Source organism: Cryobacterium sp. N19 (assembly GCF_002929595.1).
Lineage (GTDB): Bacteria > Actinomycetota > Actinomycetes > Actinomycetales > Microbacteriaceae > Cryobacterium > Cryobacterium flavum.
Genome location: NZ_PJJR01000034.1, coordinates 1 through 17,345 on the forward strand (window position 1 = coordinate 1; position 17,345 = coordinate 17,345).

The 17,345-nt window shown below is 59.6% G+C and carries 19 protein-coding genes and 1 pseudogene; 11 read left to right on the top strand and 9 right to left on the bottom strand.

The window, feature by feature from the left end; translation table 11 throughout:
- Nucleotides 1-88 precede the first annotated feature (88 nt).
- The gene (locus CXY78_RS00795) at nt 89-316 is read left to right on the top strand and encodes a hypothetical protein (RefSeq protein ID WP_104087576.1); all 228 of its coding nucleotides are present in this window, start codon (nt 89-91) and stop codon (nt 314-316) included.
- A 33-nt stretch (nt 317-349) separates the two neighbouring features.
- Here the strand turns inward: CXY78_RS00795 and CXY78_RS00800 are convergent, their stop codons facing one another.
- Genes CXY78_RS00800 through CXY78_RS00825 form a run of 6 tightly spaced genes read right to left on the bottom strand, consistent with a single transcriptional unit; the run spans nt 350 to nt 6,502 of the window.
- Nucleotides 350-1,780 carry an aldehyde dehydrogenase family protein gene (locus tag CXY78_RS00800; RefSeq protein WP_158253231.1) on the bottom strand — a complete coding sequence of 477 codons (1,431 nt, stop codon included), beginning with the start codon at nt 1,778-1,780 and terminating at the stop codon, nt 350-352.
- On the bottom strand, nt 1,777-2,853 hold the full coding sequence (locus CXY78_RS00805) for a tartrate dehydrogenase (protein ID WP_104087579.1): 1,077 nt from the start codon (nt 2,851-2,853) through the stop codon (nt 1,777-1,779). The genes CXY78_RS00800 and CXY78_RS00805 overlap by 4 nt, the downstream gene beginning before the upstream one ends.
- Nucleotides 2,850-3,884: an alcohol dehydrogenase catalytic domain-containing protein gene (locus tag CXY78_RS00810; RefSeq protein WP_369827210.1), complete on the bottom strand. Its 1,035-nt coding sequence runs from the start codon at nt 3,882-3,884 to the stop codon at nt 2,850-2,852. The genes CXY78_RS00805 and CXY78_RS00810 overlap by 4 nt, the downstream gene beginning before the upstream one ends.
- Complete coding sequence (locus CXY78_RS00815) at nt 3,881-4,687, bottom strand: DeoR/GlpR family DNA-binding transcription regulator (protein WP_140425606.1); 807 nt, start codon at nt 4,685-4,687, stop codon at nt 3,881-3,883. Before CXY78_RS00815 ends, CXY78_RS00810 begins: the two co-directional genes overlap by 4 nt.
- Before the next feature lie 31 nt (nt 4,688-4,718).
- Nucleotides 4,719-5,597 (bottom strand): aldolase, encoded by an 879-nt coding sequence (locus CXY78_RS00820; RefSeq protein WP_104087584.1) that lies wholly within the window; start codon nt 5,595-5,597, stop codon nt 4,719-4,721.
- The gene (locus CXY78_RS00825) at nt 5,594-6,502 is read right to left on the bottom strand and encodes a PfkB family carbohydrate kinase (RefSeq protein ID WP_104087586.1); all 909 of its coding nucleotides are present in this window, start codon (nt 6,500-6,502) and stop codon (nt 5,594-5,596) included. The genes CXY78_RS00820 and CXY78_RS00825 overlap by 4 nt, the downstream gene beginning before the upstream one ends.
- A 146-nt stretch (nt 6,503-6,648) precedes the next feature.
- Here CXY78_RS00825 and CXY78_RS00830 point away from each other — a divergent pair, with 146 nt between their 5' ends.
- The 9 genes and pseudogenes from CXY78_RS00830 (at nt 6,649) to CXY78_RS00875 (ending at nt 14,959) form a co-directional block, all read left to right on the top strand.
- On the top strand, nt 6,649-8,037 hold the full coding sequence (locus tag CXY78_RS00830) for a sugar ABC transporter substrate-binding protein (protein WP_140425607.1): 1,389 nt from the start codon (nt 6,649-6,651) through the stop codon (nt 8,035-8,037).
- Nucleotides 8,038-8,257: 220 nt separating this feature from the next.
- On the top strand, nt 8,258-9,079 hold the full coding sequence (locus CXY78_RS00835; protein WP_158253233.1) for a carbohydrate ABC transporter permease: 822 nt from the start codon (nt 8,258-8,260) through the stop codon (nt 9,077-9,079).
- Complete coding sequence (locus tag CXY78_RS00840) at nt 9,080-9,916, top strand: carbohydrate ABC transporter permease (protein WP_104087591.1); 837 nt, start codon at nt 9,080-9,082, stop codon at nt 9,914-9,916.
- Nucleotides 9,917-10,064: 148 nt separating this feature from the next.
- A pseudogene (locus CXY78_RS00845) lies at nt 10,065-10,664 on the top strand (recombinase family protein).
- Nucleotides 10,665-10,917: 253 nt separating this feature from the next.
- A complete protein-coding gene (locus tag CXY78_RS00850) occupies nt 10,918-11,331 on the top strand; it encodes a hypothetical protein (protein ID WP_140425608.1) in 414 nt (137 codons plus the stop codon).
- Between the two features lie 360 nt (nt 11,332-11,691).
- Nucleotides 11,692-12,015: a hypothetical protein gene (locus CXY78_RS00855; RefSeq protein WP_104087594.1), complete on the top strand. Its 324-nt coding sequence runs from the start codon at nt 11,692-11,694 to the stop codon at nt 12,013-12,015.
- A gap of 237 nt (nt 12,016-12,252) precedes the next feature.
- Nucleotides 12,253-13,125, top strand: coding sequence for a hypothetical protein (locus CXY78_RS00860; protein WP_140425609.1), 873 nt, complete (start codon nt 12,253-12,255; stop codon nt 13,123-13,125).
- A 61-nt stretch (nt 13,126-13,186) separates the two neighbouring features.
- On the top strand, nt 13,187-14,017 hold the full coding sequence (locus CXY78_RS00865; RefSeq protein WP_104087597.1) for an aminoglycoside phosphotransferase family protein: 831 nt from the start codon (nt 13,187-13,189) through the stop codon (nt 14,015-14,017).
- A gap of 633 nt (nt 14,018-14,650) precedes the next feature.
- A complete protein-coding gene (locus tag CXY78_RS00875; protein ID WP_104087599.1) occupies nt 14,651-14,959 on the top strand; it encodes a helix-turn-helix domain-containing protein in 309 nt (102 codons plus the stop codon).
- A gap of 153 nt (nt 14,960-15,112) precedes the next feature.
- Here CXY78_RS00875 and CXY78_RS21805 read toward each other — a convergent pair whose 3' ends face one another.
- From CXY78_RS21805 to CXY78_RS00885, 3 genes are all read right to left on the bottom strand, one after another.
- A complete protein-coding gene (locus CXY78_RS21805; protein ID WP_255410372.1) occupies nt 15,113-15,241 on the bottom strand; it encodes a hypothetical protein in 129 nt (42 codons plus the stop codon).
- 74 nt (nt 15,242-15,315) lie between these two features.
- Nucleotides 15,316-15,603 (bottom strand): DUF1905 domain-containing protein, encoded by a 288-nt coding sequence (locus CXY78_RS00880; protein ID WP_092342615.1) that lies wholly within the window; start codon nt 15,601-15,603, stop codon nt 15,316-15,318.
- Nucleotides 15,600-16,385, bottom strand: coding sequence for an alpha/beta fold hydrolase (locus tag CXY78_RS00885; RefSeq protein WP_092342637.1), 786 nt, complete (start codon nt 16,383-16,385; stop codon nt 15,600-15,602). Before CXY78_RS00885 ends, CXY78_RS00880 begins: the two co-directional genes overlap by 4 nt.
- Nucleotides 16,386-16,490: 105 nt before the next feature.
- On the opposite strand from CXY78_RS00885, the gene CXY78_RS00890 reads away from it, so the two are divergent.
- Nucleotides 16,491-17,141, top strand: a complete 651-nt coding sequence (locus CXY78_RS00890) for a TetR/AcrR family transcriptional regulator (protein WP_104087600.1) — start codon at nt 16,491-16,493, stop codon at nt 17,139-17,141.
- Nucleotides 17,142-17,345 lie beyond the last annotated feature (204 nt).

Consider the following 17,345-nt stretch of genomic DNA (forward strand, 5'->3'; position numbering starts at 1 on the left):
TCGCGAACCTTCATGACCAATCTCGACGCCACTGACAACTCCTCACTCAAACGGTGTTGCTACGACCCCTTGAAACTGCCCTTTGGTTATGAGGCGTCTCACCAGCGATTCCGAGCTCGCCGGAGATCGATGGAGTGTGATCGCGCACGACGATGTGGTTGAGAACAAACTGAAAAACTCCTTCCACCGTGTTGTGTATGATGCCCACATGGTGAAAGACCCCCGCTACATCATCGACCTGCTTGCACGGATCGTCACAATGGGCCTCGAGACGGTGACAGACATGAGGAGCACCGCGAAGACCTTGCGGAGGTAGCGGCGAGTGTTCCCTGACTTGATTGTCGGCGGATCAAGCCCTGATTATCACTAGCTTTTCCAGGAGCATCTCAGCGACCGCGTATTTCACGCCCTCGCGGCCCTGGCCCGATTCCTTCACTCCGCCATATGGCATGTGATCGGCACGAAAAGACGGAGGGATATTGACGAGTACGGTTCCGGACTGGATACGGCGCGAGAAGCTAAATGCCGCCGCCAAGTCGCTCGTGTAGATTGACGTATTCAGCCCGTAAACACTCTCGTTGATGCGTTCGATTGCCTCCTCGGCCGACTCCACGTGCACGATCGTAACCACCGGCCCAAAGACCTCTTGGCACAGAAGCGGGCTATCGCTTTGCACCGCAGTCATGACCGTCGGCGCGATGACGCCATTCATTTCGGTGCCCCCTGCAAGCACCGTCGCACCCTCAGCCACCGCCTGGGCGATCCATGTGGACACCCGGTCAGCGGCTTGGGCGGTGATCAGCGGACCGACGACTGTCTCGGGAAGAGTCGGGTCTCCAGCCGGGAGTTCCTTTACCGCAGCTGCGAGTTTGGATGAGAAATCATCCGCCACTGTCTTATGCACAAAGATTCGCTGCAGCGAAACGCATGCCTGACCGGAATTTGAATAACCGCCTGCGACTGAATCAGCAACCGCACGGTCGACGTCCGCGTCCTTGTCGACGTACATGGCCGCATTAGAACCAAGCTCGAGTATGTGGAGCTTGTGTGGGGAGGCCGATTTGAGGGCCCAGCCAATGCGCGCTGAACCCGTGAACGTTAGCACTCTTACCCTGTCGTCCCTCTGCCATTCCGCAACGATGAGTTCGGGAGGGCCGGTGACTAGGTTGAGCCATCCCGCTGGAAGACCTGCGTCATGGAATGCTTGGACGAGCATGCCCGCAACGATCGGTGCTTTGTCGGAGGGTTTGAGCACGACGGGGCACCCTGCTGCGAGGGCAGGCCCGACTTTGTGGATCACAAGATTCAACGGGAAATTGAACGGCGTGATGGCTGCTACTACTCCGCGGGCCTCGGGGATAGTGAATGCGATCATGCCCTCACCTGACGAGGTGGCGTCAATGGGAACTGTTTCCCCTGGGAGGCGAGCAGCCTCCTCTGCCGCGTAGGTGAGAGTTCCGACTGCTCGGTCGACTTCGGTGCGCGCGGCTGTGATTGGCTTGCCCGTCTCGCGACTTATGGAAAGGGCAAATACCTCGGAGGAGGTTGCGACTAGCGCAGCAACGGCGTGAAGAATTTTGACGCGTTTGTGAACCGGTAGCCCTGATTCGAATGCTTGGACCGCGGCGTCGACAGCTGAATGGGCATCTTCAGCCGTGGCGGTGGCGACATCTGCGAGTTCATCGCCGGTCCAGCGGTCATGAACCGTCTCCGCGCCATCGCCGCGTGCTGAGACCCATTCGCCGCCAATGTAAAGTTTTTGGAATGTCTTTGTAATCACGGTGCCACGACCTTTGCCGTCTCGGAGATTGCGCTGAGAACGGCGGTGGTGAATTCCTCAGTCGAAGCTGATCCGCCTAAGTCTCGCGTGGAGATCCCGGCCGCCAGCACGTCCTCGAACGCATGCGAGAGGTGCGTTGCGGCCTCATGATGGCCAAGATGGTCCAGCATCATGACACCACTCCATATCTGGCCGACGGGGTTTGCGAGCCCCTTGCCAGCGATATCGGGCGCTGAGCCGTGGACGGGTTCGAACAGACTCGGATGCTTGCGTTCAGGGTTTAGATTCGCGCTTGGAGCGACGCCGATGGAACCGGTTAGCGCACTGCCTAGGTCAGAAAGGATGTCACCGAAAAGGTTCGACGCCACGACAACGTCGAGCGACCACGGCTTGAGTACCATTCTCGCGGCCAGCGCATCAATCAGTACGCTCTCGAGTTCGACTCCGCCCGCTTCCGTGACAACCTGCTCTACGATTTCGTCCCAGAAGGGCATGGTGTGCACTATCCCGTTGCTTTTTGTAGCAGAGGTCAGCCTTCCTGCGCGTGACGCCGCGAGAGTCGCGGCGTAGCGCGCTGCTCTCTGTACTCCGTGTCGGGTGAATACGGACTCTTGCACGGCCGCTTCTTGTGGCAGACCGCGGTAAATGCGGCCGCCTATCTCGGAATACTCGCCCTCGTTGTTCTCTCGGACGATAAGGAAGTCGATATCGCTCCCGGCTTTGAGCGGGGAGTCCACTCCGGCCAGCGAACGCACCGGACGCAAGTTGATGTACTGCTCGAAATATCGGCGAATAGGAATCAGCAGGCCCCACAGGGTTTCCGTGTCCGGAATCTCGGGAATACCGACCGCGCCAAGGAAGATCGCGTCGTGCGTGGAAAGCTGCTCGAGACCGTCAGCCGGCATCATCGAGCCCGTGGCCATGTAGTGGTCGCTGCCCCATGGAAGGTCAACAAAATCGAACTTCAGGGAGTGAATGCTCGCAATCGACTCCAAACATTGGATCGCCGCGGGTACGACCTCCTTGCCGATTCCGTCTCCCGCGATGACGGCGATTCGTTGCCTGGCGCTCATGCGGCCACGGCCTTTCCGCCTTGCTGAGGCATGATGAGGACCTTGTCAAACGTGCCGTTGACCTGCGCCTCAAGCGCCGCTTGGAAATCATCGAGCGCGAAGAACCTCGCGTTCATGCGATCGAGGCCGAGCGAGGGAATGAGGTTTACCGCACGACGGTGCGTGTACGGATTCAGGGCCGTGCCCAGCAAGGTGAGTTCGCGAGCGTATATGTCGTTCGGACTCAATGACATGCGGGCGCTGGGATCTGCAACACCGAGCAGCAAGATCTTCCCGGCGCGACACGCGATCGAGACGGCAGTCTCGACAACTCGCGGTGATCCGACCGCGTCGATGACATAGGGGAAGCCCACCCCGTCCGTCACGGCCGCAATGTCATCTTCGAATGTAGCGGATGTCGGGTCAAGCGTCAGGTCAGCGCCGAAGCGTGACGCGAGGTCTCTGCGGCTCTCACGCGGGTCCATGACGATCACAGGACCAAGCCCTTGCAGCTTCGCGAGTGCTGTCAGAATGGCGCCAATCGGACCAGCGCCGAAAATGGCGATGGGCATGCCCGACTTGGCCTCAAGTCGATCGAGCCCGTGGACGCAGCAAGCAATTGGCTCGGTCAGAGCAGCTTGCCAAGCCGGAACCCCAACGGGCACCGCGTAGGCGAGCGTGTCCGGCACAACCAGGAACTCCGCCATACCGCCGTCAAGGTGCACACCGGGTGCCCTGCGGGAAGGGCACATGTGCAGCGAACCCGTTTGGCAGTTGAAGCAAGTGCCGCAATAAAGGTGCGGCTCCACCGTTACGAGTTGTCCAATCTGTACTGACGTCACCTCAGACCCCACTCGCACGACTCGGGCCGCGATTTCATGGCCGAGTGCCATCGGCGGGCGGGACATGAAGTGTCCCTCAATAATGTGCGTGTCCGTAGCGCACACCCCCACAGCCTCAGGGGCAAGCAGTACATCACGCGGCCCGACCGTGGGCACACTGACATCGTCAAGGCTCACTACGTGGTCTCCGTGATAGCGAACTGTTCTCACGCTGGAATCTCCTGTCTGACGTCGACGGTAATTACCGCGACTCCGTGTGCGGTGAGCATCTCTTCGTGCTCTGGTCTGATGTCCTTGTCGACGATGATCGCGCTGATGGCATCCCAACTGCAGATCTTCACCATGGCGCCGATCGAAAACTTCGAGGAGTCGGCGATCAATATGACCCGATCTGAAACCTCAATAAGGGCGCGCTTTGTGATGGCGTCGAAGTCTGTTCCGCAGAACGCGCCTCGCTCGCTGAGCCCGGATGCGGCCAGAAAAAGTGTCTGGATCTGAAAGTTTGCAATCGATTCGAGCGTACTAGGGCCCGCGAAACTGAGGGACTCCGGGTAGAGAACACCCCCGAGCGCTGTCACCTCAATGCCGTCGTTCTGCACGAGCGTCGTGACCACTGGAAGTGATTGTGTAATGACCTTGAGGTGCAGATCCCGCGGGAGAAGCGCGGCCAGACCGGCGGCAGTCGTACCCGCGTCGAGGGCGATGACCGCGTTTGGAGTGATGTAATCAAGCGCACGTTTTGCGATTTCTCGCTTGGCATCGCCGTTACTGGCTGCGCGTGCTCGATAGTCAACGCCCTGCAACTCCTGCTGGGTAACTGAACTAACGCCGCCGTGATAACTCTTCAGCAGCTCGAGGTCAACGAGTCGTGCAACGTCGCGTCGGATCGTCATTTCTGAGACCCCAAGTAACGATGACAGCTCGGCTATCGTGCAGTAGCCCTGGTCCTCCACAACCTTTACCAGTCGATCTCGCCGATCAGGTGCCGTCCCGTACCTCAGCTCGTCGCTCACGATGCGGCCTCCTCGCTTCCCGGACACGTGTTCACGTGGCGTCAACGATGGCAGTGAGGTTCTTCAGTCGCTGGACTGATCGCTCCGCCATCGCAGCGACACGGTCTGCTTCGACGATTGTGTCAGCCCAGATCGCGCGACCAGCCAAGAAACCACTAGCGCCGCCTTCCCGGGCTGCAGCCACGGCACTTGCAAACTCATCTTTGTCGACTCCATTGGACAATACGACCCAGTCGCCGTCTACAATCTGACTCATGCGGCGCGCATGTTCGGCGATCTTGCTCACGTCTCCGACCGTGTAACCGGGAACTTCCGCCTTGTAGACGTCAGGCCGGAATGCCGACACTTCGGCGGCGGCCGCGAGAATCGCTTCATGGCGTTCCTCCGCAGACGCCCACGTGGCACCTTCCGCCGGTCGCACGATCGCCTCAACAAGGCTTGCGACACCGGCGGCCCTCGCTAGTTCGACCGCGCGTTCGATCAACGCTCCCCTCGCTTCAACTTCGTACCCTTCACGCCAAATAACCAAGAATTTGATGGCGTCCGCACCGACCTTCTTCAGAAAATCCACGGTCACGAGTTCATCAAAAGAGCTGCCCGTGACGGCTGCACCAGGCTCTTGGTGGAGTACGTCAGCTGCCACGATTAGCGCGCAGCCGTCGGCAATTCCAGTTGGCCGTTCGCCCGTGACCGAGTACGGACGATCGAGAAGGACAGCAGAGGCGAAGGGCGTCAGCACCTCGACGGCGCTCTGTTTGAACTCTCGCAGCGCTTCGTCATTGACTCGCAGCCCATTCGCGTCACGTGCGAACATGTCGCGCAGTGACTCTCGCTGGTCGAGCGCGAGCATCGCGTAATTGCCGCCGTCCGTTTTCAGACGGTCTGTCATTGCCACTGTTGCCTCGGTCATTTGGTTACCTGCTTTCCGTGAGATTCGTGCAGAGCAAGGAAGGCTTCGCTTTCCTTGTGAGTAGGGATGGCGCTACGACCATCGAGGCCGCCACACGAGATCGCGGCGACGGCATTGGCTCGGCGAGTGGCACGTTCGAGCTTCATTCCGGAGATTAGGCCCGAGAGCAAAGCGCCGTGGAAAACGTCTCCTGCGCCGATCGTGCTTTCGACCTCGACCTGGAATCCGGGAACGTGAATGGGGTCACCGCCGGCGGTGAGTGCCCAAGTTCCCCTCGGTCCGTCAGTTGCGACAACCATTGAAGCGCCCTCGATAATGGCCGCAAACAGCGCTGCTTCAACGCTTGAGGCCGGGTATCGCTCAAGGAGCGCTGTCACGGTAGGGGCATACAGCGCAACGCCCACGAGATTGAGTGTCGGAATGGGGTTGCCCGCGTCAACACTCAGCCTGGCCGTAGAGCCAGCGGCCCGCATGGCTGCGCGCGTGACTTCAAACCCGGTCTGATCAACGTGCAGCCACGGCGCAGCATCGACGGGAATGTCTCCGATCCGGGCAGGTAAGGCCTCACCAGTGATGATCGACCTCGTACTGGTATCGCGATGGGCCACCACGATGCTCTGCACGGAAGCGACCGAAGGATCCGACCGAAGGTGCGTTGTGTCCACACCTTCTCGCTCAAGCATCTCTCGCACTTGTGCTCCAGCACTGTCTGCTCCGACAACGCCGCAAAAGGCAACCATGGCACCGAGCCGGGCGAGCGCGACGGCCGCTGTCGCGGCCGGCCCGCCACCAGCCATGACCATCGATTTGCTAGTGACTCGTTGGTCGATGCCCACAGCAGTATCGACGGCGGCAATAACATCGAGGTTAGCTGCGCCGATGCAGACCACGTCGAACTTTGGCATAGAACGATCTCCGATTCATGACAAGACCAGTTGTCTGATTAATTGCGCGATATCTCTCATCTTATGTTTGCATTATGCCACAACATGTGTAATCTTTCACATGTAGTGTTGTAATTCAATCATATTGCGTTCAGAGTCGAACATGGGTGAGACGTTTTACCGTTCGAATCGACAGTAAGCCGATCGCAATCGACAGAACGGAAAAGCGCATGCACAGACGGAAGTTCACGCGGGGGGGCCTGGTCGCCACCGCAGTAATACTCACAGTTGCGATTTTTACGGGGTGTGCAGCAACGGGCGACGCGTCTGGTGAAGAGGTTGCCACCGGATCGTTTGATTGGAAACGCTTCGACGGTGAAGAGATTCGCTTCGTCGCGGGGCTCCAACCTTGGCAGGCAGCCGTAGAACCGCTGATTCCTCAGTTTGAACAGAAGACCGGCATCAAGGTCAACATGGAGTCACTACCCGAGGACCAGTTCCGCCAGCGCCTCCAGGTGGAACTCACTGCTGGGAGTGACGATATCGATGTCTTCATGTCGTCCGTGCAGCAGGACGGCGCCCGTTTCGCGCAGTCCGGGTGGTACGAGGACCTGAAGCCGTACATCGAGAACAAGTCGCTCACGGCTCCGGACTACGACTTCGGAGACTTCAGCGAATCCGTCGTGAACGGTCACACGTTCGACGGCGTGCTCTCCGCGCTTCCGATCCAACTCGAAGTGCAGATGCTTTACTACCGCAAGGACCTCCTCGCGAAGGCCGGCTTCGATGCTCCGCCCGCAACTCTCGACGAGCTCCGGGAGATGGCTGCGGCGATGACAGACCCCGCCGACGGCGTCTACGGATGGGCTGCACGTGGAAAGAGCGCGGCGGCCGTGACACAGCTCACTAGCTTCCTTTTGAACTACGGCGCCACATACATGAATGAGGATGGCACGGCGGCGTTCGATAGCAAAAAGGGAATTGCGGCCATCGAGGAGTACGGCAGCCTCATTCGCGACTACGGGCCGAGCGGGAACACAAATAACAGCTGGGAAGAACTGCTCGCTCTCTTCCAGGCTGGCAGCCTCGCCCTCTGGGCCGACAACAGCGGCCAAGCGGTAGCTGTTCGCGATGCAGCCTCCAGCAAGTATGCCGACCAGGTAGGTTTTGCTCCCATGCCCGCCGGGCCAGCGGGCGACGCGCAGACCTTCTTCGGCTGGGCTGCGGGCATCTCCTCATCGTCAGCTCATAAGGACGCCTCCTGGCTCTTCCTGCAGTGGCTGACAAGCCCGGACGTTGTTGGCCAGCTTCAGGATCAGGGCATTGCGGGTGGGCGACAGTCCGTGCCGTTTGGCAAGGACGTGAACCCGGAATTCGTCACTGCCTTCCAGAGCGCCCTCTCCAAGGCGCAACCGCAACTCCCGCAGGTGAAATCGGTTCCCGAAGTTCGCGACGCAATTGGCGCCGCAATCGTCACGTCGATCCAAGGCGGGGACGTTGCCGCGGCGACAAAGAAAGCCGCGGAAGCGTTCGACCAGATCGTCTCTACGGAATAATCACGCGAATCAACAACCAGAGAGCACTCCCATGTCACTAACTCCCACAAAGGAGGGAACCCCCCCGGTCGCGCGTGACACCGCGACCGGGGGGTCGGCGTCGAGGACCAAGCGTTCCGACTCCAAATTCCCGACAAAGACTCCGACACCGCTCACCACCAGGCAACGCCTGAGCCGTTTTGTCGACCGCCATGTCCTCGGGATCTACGTGGCGCCCGCAGTGGCCTTCATCTCGCTCGTGATGATTTTCCCCGTAGTATTCACGCTGTTCTTGTCATTCACTGAGTGGTTCGGAAGTGCCAGGACTCCGCCCAAGTTCGTAGGATTAGACAACTTCGTGCAACTCTTCCAAGACGAGCGATTCTTGCTTGCCACAGGCCGCACAATCCTGCTCACCGCTGGTGCCGTCACTGCACAAACGATCATCGGAGTCGGCCTCGCCGTGCTTCTGCATCGGCAATTCGTCGTCCGGGGCCTTGTTCGCAGCATCGTGCTCCTGCCGATGATCGCGACTCCCGTCGCCATCGCCCTCATCTGGCGCCTAATGTTCCATCCTCAACTCGGCATCCTCAACGACATACTCACTCGTATCGGATTCGCGCCTAGTGATTGGCTCGCAGATCCAAACCTGGCACTATTGCTCGTCGGCGTCGTGGATACGTGGGAGTGGGCACCACTCATCGCGCTAATCACGCTCGCCGGTCTCACGGCTCTCCCGGAAGACCCATTCGAGGCCGCATCGATCGATGGCGCGAATGGGTGGCAAAAGTTCTGGCATGTGACGCTGCCCATGGTTCGCCCCATTGTCGTGGTCGCCGTCGTTTTCAGGCTCATCGAGTCTCTAAAGACATTTGATGTGATCTTCGTCATGACGCAGGGAGGACCCGGCTTTCAGACCGAGACCCTTAATATCTACGCATATAACGTGGCCTTCCAATACCAGCGACTTGGATACAGCGCGGCCCTGCTCATCGTCTTCTTCCTCCTCGTGTTGCTTATTTCAAGCTCCATGATGAAACTTCGTCGTCCTAAGGAGAAGTAAATGGCCCACACCGCTGCCTATCGGGTCAAGAAGGGCCTCGGCTCTTTCGGCTTCTATCTTCTGCTCGCCCTTGTGCTCGTGCCATTCGTCTTCGTCTTCTACTACATGGTTACGACCTCGTTGAAGTCGCCTGCCGACCTAGTCGCCAAAGACTTCGTCTGGGTTTTTCAGCCGACTCTCGACAACTACGAGCAAGTCTTTGAGCAGACCGACTTCCTTCAATTCGCGATGAATTCAATGCTCGTCGGCCTAGGCTCAGTCCTCGTTGCTCTTGTGCTTGGGCTACCCGCCGCTTACGCAATCGCAAGATACAAAGCGCCGAAAATTGCACTGCTCGTGCTGTCGTCACGTATTACTCCGGGAATCACATTCCTCATCCCGCTGTTCATCATCTTTAGCCAGCTCAAGTGGATCGATACTTACCAAGCGCTCATCATCGCTCACCTCCTGGTCACGCTCCCGATGGTGACGTGGTTGATGATTGGATTCTTTGAGGACATTCCCCAAGAGATTATCGATTCAGCCCGCGTTGACGGCGCCAGCGCAACTAGGACCTTCCTGGAAGTCGTACTTCCACTGACACGCGGTGGAATTGCCGCAGCCTCAATCCTTGCGTTCATCTTCAGCTGGAATCACTTCATGTTCTCGGTCGTGCTGGCCGGACGGATGACGCGTACACTCCCTGTCGCAGTGTTCGAATTCATGTCATACGGGCAAATCAACTGGGGTGCTATCGCTGCGGCGGCGACGGTCATGACAATCCCGGTCGTCATCATGGCGCTATTCGTCCAACGCAACATCGTTCAAGGGCTCGCTGGGGGAGCGGTCAAGGGATAGGTGCCGCTGTGGAGCCTCCGTGCGTTTTTTATCGCTGGCTCCGCGCCGGAAGCGCTTATCCTCTTTCCGGCCCAAACTGAAACTAACTAGACGAACCTCGACTGCGACGATTATTGACCCGCTCACCGCAAAGCGAAACAGTTTCGCCATGAATGGATTACTAATTGGATGCGCACGCGTTTCCACAGAGGAATAAGATCTCACCGCCCAACAAAATGCCCTAGAACGATTGGACGTTAGATCGTCACTGGTCTACACCGATCATGGTCTGACCGGAACGAACCGAGCTCGGCCCGGGCTCCGCGAAGCTTTGACCGCCTGCCGTGCTAGAGACACCCTCGTCGTCGCCAAACTCGACAGACTCGCACGGTCGCTCAGGGATACGAAAGACATCATTGATGAGCTGACAGCCAAGGACGTCAAGCTAAGTATCGGCGGATTGGTGCATGATCCGAACGATCCGGTCGGACGCCTCCTCTTCAACGTTCTGGCGATTGTCGCCGAATTCGAGTCCGATCTGATCCGCGCCAGAACGCGCGAAGGAATGCAGGTGGCCAAAGCGAAAGGGCATCTCCGCGGTAAGCAACCCAAACTGTCGGTGCCACAGCAGAAACACTTGATCGAAGTCCACAACGCCGGCCTTCACTCAAGCGCGGAGCTTGCGGAACTCTTCAACGTCGCGCGGTCCACCGTTTACCGCACTATCCAACGCCAGTTCGAATCTAGCCTCGAGAAGGGCACCGATTAAGATCTCGTTGCCGGGCTTTCTAGTCCGGCAACGGGAACCCGCTGTGGGGCGCCGAGTCTCCTTACGATGTTCAGCCCCCGCATCACGACCGCGACGCTCGTGGCCCTCGTAGCGGGTCTCATAAACTTGGTGCTCGACCGCTCTGATATGGCCTTGGTCTCTGGGATTGCCCACCCGCCCCGAGGGGTAACGAATTGTCATCATACGACTATGTAGTGCTTCATTCTGCGCGCAGTAATGTCACACTCGTGATGTGACTTCCAATATTCGGTTGAAAAATCGCCTTGAGTTGATACTTCCCGGGGTGGCCACTGTGGTCGTCACGTGGCTCGTCTTCCGGATGGCGCAAGGACTCCCCACCATGTGCAACCTCGTCGCCCCGTGCCCCGGCCGTGACGTCAGGGTGGCACCCGCTCTCCTTTTCGGCGGGATGATGCTCGCACCGTTGGCGGCAGTGATCCTCATGTCCGTCGTCCGCTCACCAGCGGGCTGGCTCGTCTCACTGTCTTATGTCGCCCTCGTGCTGCTCGCGGTTGTCGGGTACATCGTCATCAGCTTCAGCGGCGGGTTCGGCGTTGATGCGGCGTGGCTGATCGGTCTCCTTGTAACCTGCGCGACAGCAGTTCTTGCCTATGTGGGCACCGTTGCGCTCCGACGCGAGACTTGAGCAGCCACCGATTCAAACCGGAAGTAGGCGAGTGAGCACTCGAAGGTTGAAACCTGCCATTGCCGTCGTCGTGTTGGTCTTGGCGGTTGGGATGATCCTGTTCGCGTACGGTGTTGATTCGGATGACTCGCGCGTGCTGAAATGCTCAACGCCGAACGATGCCCGAACGTTCACTCCTGTGTGTCCCTGACAGCAAACTCGACATCCGAACGGCGCGAACCTGACCATTGCCGTCCATCCCACGAGCGAAACCCTCATCGGTCACACGCAGGGCCTCGTCATTCCGGCACTATGACTACATCCGGACAACGGGAGGGATGAAATTTCGGTGACATAGGATCGGGATAACTAGGGGGTGCCATGCGACGATTTCCGCTCGCTTTTTTGCCGCTGATTCTGCTGCTCGCTGGATGCTCCGGCTCCTTCGTTGGCGGGTATGACCGAGTTATCGGCGAGGGTGACGCTTGGGGTGTCAGCGTCGTAGATCCGAGGGTCGATTCGCTCGGTGAATGTCACGACGACCCAAGCGTGGAAACTGCAGCCCTGAGCATGGACATGCCGTCGTCCGCTTATGGCTTACGACTCGTACCGGGGTCAACCGAAACCGACGCTCTGCGTCTGGCCGACTGCCTCACCGAGGCCCGCACCAGCGACACGATATCTATCAGTTCGCCAGCTCAGTAGCTGGCCCTGCTGAACACGCAGGGTTGAGAGCAACCGCTGCGGTCGGCCAGGCCTAAATTCGCAAACCGGTCTTAGAACAGACACCCGCACAGTCCTCCGACGGGGCGCTCTCATCGCCGGAGTACCTCCTATCTTGAACGTCCCGCAAGCCGAACGATCACCGGGACGCCTCATCGTTCCGAAAGCCGATCGCTAGGTGAAACGACGGGCGGTGAGCCCTTGGCTAGGATGAGCGCCATGCGAACGTGGGACTTCTACCTGGCCGGCGAAGAGGTGGTGACGAATGCGTGGGGCGCCGAGGTTACGCAGCAGTCAGCTCTTGACATGCCACTCCTTGAAGGCTTACTCCACGGTCCCGACGATGATCGTGGTGACTTGGAGATCGCGGTGCCGCTTGCTCGTGTCGTGCACGACGAGTTCGATGCGTACGGCACTTCAGGATCGCCACTGAGCAACGAGGAATCCCGGCTTCTCATCCGCGCATTGAAAGCAGTTCTCGCACGATTAGAAATCGATTCGTTCGATCCGCCGTTTCGCGATTTCGAGACGTTCCGCAAGTACTGGCGAGCCAACGATGGCCACGGAAGTTGGCAGGCTCGGCGGGACATGGTCGACGGGCAGCTCGATGCGCTCCATGAGGTGCTCGACGCTCGTGAAACGGATGCCCTGTCAGGAGCACTGGCCGATCCGATTTCTCCGAGGAAGGCGACAGGGTGGCGGCGGGTAGACGAGGAACTGAATGAGATGCGCCGGCTCTTCCAAAACGCTCGCACGGAACAGGATTACTCGAACGTCGGTAACGACGCAGTGGCTGTACTCGAAGCACTTTCTTCGGCCGCATACGACCATTCTCGTCACGGTCAGGCTGGCGAGGATGAGCCACCCGTCTCGAACACGAAGGTTCGGCTCGGGACAGTGGCTGAGGCGGAGTTGGCGGGCGCAGAAAGTGCGGAACTGCGCAAGGTCGTGCGCGCAGCAATTGAGCTGGCTCAGGCTACAAAGCACCGCCGTAACGGAGATCGTCGCGCAGCCGGCATGACCGCTGATTCCGTCTTGCTAGTCGTGAACCTGATCCGTCGGGTACGCGAACCATCCGCGGAGTCTCGGTAGCCGAACGTCTCACGCGACGCGGGCGTTTCCCAAGCGTAGTGGCGGGAACTGAAGGGTTTGCGTGTCAGCCCGTACAATCGTGCTCGTGGATTGGGTTGCGGGAACAGTGCCAAGCTATTTAGATCGCTGGGCTATCCAGCCACACGGCGAAACGGTGACGACGCCCTCCAGCTGGTTGGTTCCGGGGCGCTGGCATGATCGAGACGTCATGCTCAAGGTCGCTCGGATCGCCGAAGAGGGCCGCGGTGGCACCGTCCTGGCCTGGTGGGCAGGCTCGGCCGCAGCGGAGGTGTATGAGGTCAACGACCAGGCCGTTCTCATGGGTCGGGCATCCGGGCATCGTGACTTGACCACGATGAGCCAGACAGGTCTTGATGATGAGGTCACCCACATCCTCTGCGGAACCATCTCGTCTCTCCACAGCGCCTCTGCTATTTCGGCGCCGCCCGCTGAGGTGGTGCTTTTGTCGCAATGGTTTCACGACCTCATCGGCACCGACGCAGCACGACTGCAGGCCGGCAGCCTGGCACGAGTGGCAGCCATGGCGCGGGAGTTGCTGGAGGCCTCGGACACGGAGGGCCAGGTGGTTCTCCATGGCGACGTCCATCACGGCAATGTTCTTGATTTCGATGGCCGCTGGCTGGCCATAGACCCGAAGGGCCTCTTTGGTCACCGCGCCTTCGACTACGCCAATATCTTCTGCAACCCCACTGCAGACTTGGCGTTGTCTCGTTTTCACCGCCGCCTAGCGATCGTCAGCGAGCACTCGGGGCTCGACGTTGACGTGGTGCGGTCGTGGGTCATTGCATGGTGCGCACTTTCGGTGACGTGGACCAACAACAGCGGTGGACAACCATGGACCGCGCACGCCATCTTGAGCGAGTTCGGCTAATACTTCGCCGCCGGTAGAACCTCCACTCGGAAACCGGACCTGCTGTGGCTCCCCCGCAAGGGAAACCCTCAACGGGACGAAAGTTGATTTGAGGTTGAGCTGGCGAATCCGTCAAGCCGGTAGCGCCCGGGTCGCTAGGCTCATCGGGCGGCACAACGCGAAGGAGCACCTTGACCACTTGGTCCATTGAATACGAGGGGGCAACATTTGAGCGATTCTTCTCCTCGCTCCCCGAGTACGAGCAGGCAGTCCTCACTGCTGCAATCGAGCACGTCCTTGAGGCCCATGGCATTGATATCTGCTCCGGCGAATGGGGCAAGCCTCTCGGAGAGGGACTCTACGAGTTCCGCGTACGTAGGTCCTTGCATGCGATCCTCGCCGAAGGGGGGCCGAACTGCCGGCCGATCTCGCTGGCACCGATCGTCAGGTCCTCCTACGAGTCTTTTGTACTTTCCATGGACGCAAAATCGTGCTGCTCTACAGCGGCTACAACAAGAAGACCGATACCTCCGAGAAACGGCAACAGCGAGAGATTGCAAAGGCGCGCAAGATCCACAAACAGTGGAAGCGGCAACACTAGAGCGTATTGACACCTTATGTGTCTTGGCACATAATTGAGTGAGGGAGGACATCATGTCGAAAAGCTTCAAGGAGATCGCGGACCAGGCGAAGATCAAATGGTCCGACGATGCGCGCAGCGTCTATGAAGCGGCCACCGCGTCGTTCGATGCCGAACTCATCGCTCGCGCCGAGCTTGGCACCATGCTCGCGGAGGCCCGCAAGGCACGCCATCTCACTCAGCCTGCACTCTCCAGCGTCACCGGAATACAGCAGGCTGAGATCAGCCGCATTGAACGCGGTATCGGGAATCCCACAACCGCCACGCTCAACCGACTTGCTGCGGCCTTAGGCCAGAAGATCGTCCTCGCACCCGCGCACTAAACGTTCCCGACGGTGTCGGCGTTCCATTTGAATCCAATGCCCGCAAGACCAACCCTTTACGGGCGCGCAGCATTGGCGCTCCGTCTATTGCCGCATTGTGAGGAGTTGCGTTCCGCCACGCGTTGCGGAGTCCGTCCGTGCAGAGTCGATTGCCTAGTCGACGGCGCTGCGGCTGGTGAACCGTACCCGAGTTCCCGTCGCGGTGAGCCAGCTGCCGAGTGCGATGCCCCCGGGCAGCACAATGGCGACCGATTCGCGCATCGGTGGGCGTGAGTGTTCCATGGGCGGTCGTTTGCGATTCAGTGAGAACTCGCGTGCTGGGAGACGGCATCGGTGTGATGCGAGATTCTCGCTGTCTATTTCGGTCGTTCGGCCAGATGCACGTCGACGATGTCACCGATCCGCTTGCCGACAGCATTTCGCAGTGCAGCGTTGAGGGAAAGGAAGTGGCCGCCCTGCCCGTCGGGCATTAGTGTTGCCGCGAACGGGTGACCATCGATCGTTCCGTCCACCTTGATCGTGCATCCGGTGCCAAAGAAGGTTTTCGACTTGGGAACCGCCACCACTGTCCACGAGGCGGGCATCGCTGGATGGGCCAACGGGCTCGAAAATTGGAGCTCAGGTCGCTGGGGGACGGCGGTCATCGAGCTGTTCCTCGGCTGAATTTGGCGAGCGTGTCGGCCATCGCGTGGGACTCCCACTCGTGGTCGGCGCCGGGTACCCGCCCCCACTTCGCATCGGGAATGGCGGAGGCAATGGACCGTGCAGCGGGCACCATCACCTCGTCGTAGCTCTTCGTGCCCACCATTGCCAGCACCGGTACCTGGATGCCTTCGAACAACTGCGAGTGCGGTGCCGATTCCGCCCAAGCGAGCGAGTCGGCGTCAGGCTGCAGACTGTCGGCCTGAGTAATCATTGCCGGGATCGATGTCACGATCTCGAGGATCTCGGGCGGCATGTCGTGCATGTAGAGGTCGAGGGCTCGCGCCCGCTCTCCTGCGGCGAGCAGTTCGCGAAGGTCACTCGCCAGCTCCTTGGCACCGCTGTCCGGTGGGGCGAGGGGCGCTTCCCAGAGAGCGAGACCGGTCACGGAGATTCCCCTCGTCGCGGCCAACAGCGCGAGGGAACATCCGGATGAGTGCCCGCAGAGCAGAGCGTTACCACCTGCCGCGTCTACCAGTGCAGAGATGGCAGCCAATTCGCGGTCGAGGGTGATCGGCCCGTCTGCGCGGCTATCCCCACGGCCCACTCGGTCGTAGACGATGGTAGTGAAACCCTTGTCGGCGAGGAGCTCCGCGGTCGAAGTCGTGACCGGGTCGATCTCTCGCCACGGACCGGCGCCGGCGACAAAGATCACCGATGGACCGGATCCGCGAAGATCGTAGGCGACACGGTCGTGCAGAGCGGTTGTCACAAAGCTGGACATGGACATCCTCATTTCGAGTCAAACTAGACTGGACTGATCAGTACCGCTACGTCCAAAACTAGACTCATTAGTCCAGAAACTCAAACCCCGAAATGCGAGGACGCCATGAGCGAATCATTCGAATCGAGTACGGCGCGCAAGCACCGTGCCATTCTCGAGGCCGCTGAAGCACTGTTTCTCCGCGAGGGCTATCTCGGCACCAGCATGGATGAGCTTGCAGAGCGATCCGGTGTGTCCAAGCAGACCGTGTACAAACATTTTGGAAGCAAAAAGGTCCTCTTCGTCGAGCTCGTCACCTCGATGACAGCGGGGGCCAGCGACAATCTCGGCGAACTCGACCGCATTCCGGACGACGAAGCAGATCTCGCGCCCTACTTCATGCAATACGCCATGGACGAAATGCGAATCGTCATGACACCGAGGCTGCTCCGCCTACGACGCCTGGTGATCGGAGAGGTCAGCCGCTTCCCCGAACTGGCCCAAGCCCTATTCGAAAACGGTCCCCAACAATCGATCCAATCATTGGCCAACATCATCGCCAAGCTCGTACAGCGCGGACTCCTGACCGCACCGAACCCAGCAGCAGCAGCCACGACCCTGAATTGGCTGGTACTCGCCGCGCCGATCAACGAAACCATGCTCCTGGGCGATGACGCGATCCCGACTATCGCTGCCATGAAGGCCCATGCAGCGGAGGCCACGCGCATATTTCTCACCGCCTACGCCAGCGATACCGGTCGCGACGATCTGCGCTGAGACTGACGAGGAAGACAGGGAACACGCGCTACCGGCCACAATGAGCCAACGCGATGCCGCCGTTTAGCTTTGCGACTCACACGACGGGCCAGAACCGACTGACCCGTGTCGTTTGGGAACCTTTTCCGGTCGATCACAGCGATCCACGTGGGCAGCCAACGAGGATCGGGGTGCGCTCGTCTATGACTTGTTGAGCGCTGCCGC

Coding starts and splice junctions, on each gene's coding strand:
- CXY78_RS00880 (WP_092342615.1), bottom strand. CDS start 15,603: ATGACCGCCGTCCCCCAGCGACCTGAGCTCCAATTTTCGAGCCCGTTG.
- CXY78_RS00820 (WP_104087584.1), bottom strand. CDS start 5,597: ATGACCGAGGCAACAGTGGCAATGACAGACCGTCTGAAAACGGACGGC.
- CXY78_RS00875 (WP_104087599.1), top strand. CDS start 14,651: ATGTCGAAAAGCTTCAAGGAGATCGCGGACCAGGCGAAGATCAAATGG.
- CXY78_RS21805 (WP_255410372.1), bottom strand. CDS start 15,241: ATGGAACACTCACGCCCACCGATGCGCGAATCGGTCGCCATTGTGCTG.
- CXY78_RS00825 (WP_104087586.1), bottom strand. CDS start 6,502: ATGCCAAAGTTCGACGTGGTCTGCATCGGCGCAGCTAACCTCGATGTT.
- CXY78_RS00885 (WP_092342637.1), bottom strand. CDS start 16,385: ATGTCCAGCTTTGTGACAACCGCTCTGCACGACCGTGTCGCCTACGAT.
- CXY78_RS00855 (WP_104087594.1), top strand. CDS start 11,692: ATGCGACGATTTCCGCTCGCTTTTTTGCCGCTGATTCTGCTGCTCGCT.
- CXY78_RS00840 (WP_104087591.1), top strand. CDS start 9,080: ATGGCCCACACCGCTGCCTATCGGGTCAAGAAGGGCCTCGGCTCTTTC.
- CXY78_RS00890 (WP_104087600.1), top strand. CDS start 16,491: ATGAGCGAATCATTCGAATCGAGTACGGCGCGCAAGCACCGTGCCATT.
- CXY78_RS00805 (WP_104087579.1), bottom strand. CDS start 2,853: ATGAGCGCCAGGCAACGAATCGCCGTCATCGCGGGAGACGGAATCGGC.
- CXY78_RS00860 (WP_140425609.1), top strand. CDS start 12,253: ATGCGAACGTGGGACTTCTACCTGGCCGGCGAAGAGGTGGTGACGAAT.
- CXY78_RS00795 (WP_104087576.1), top strand. CDS start 89: ATGAGGCGTCTCACCAGCGATTCCGAGCTCGCCGGAGATCGATGGAGT.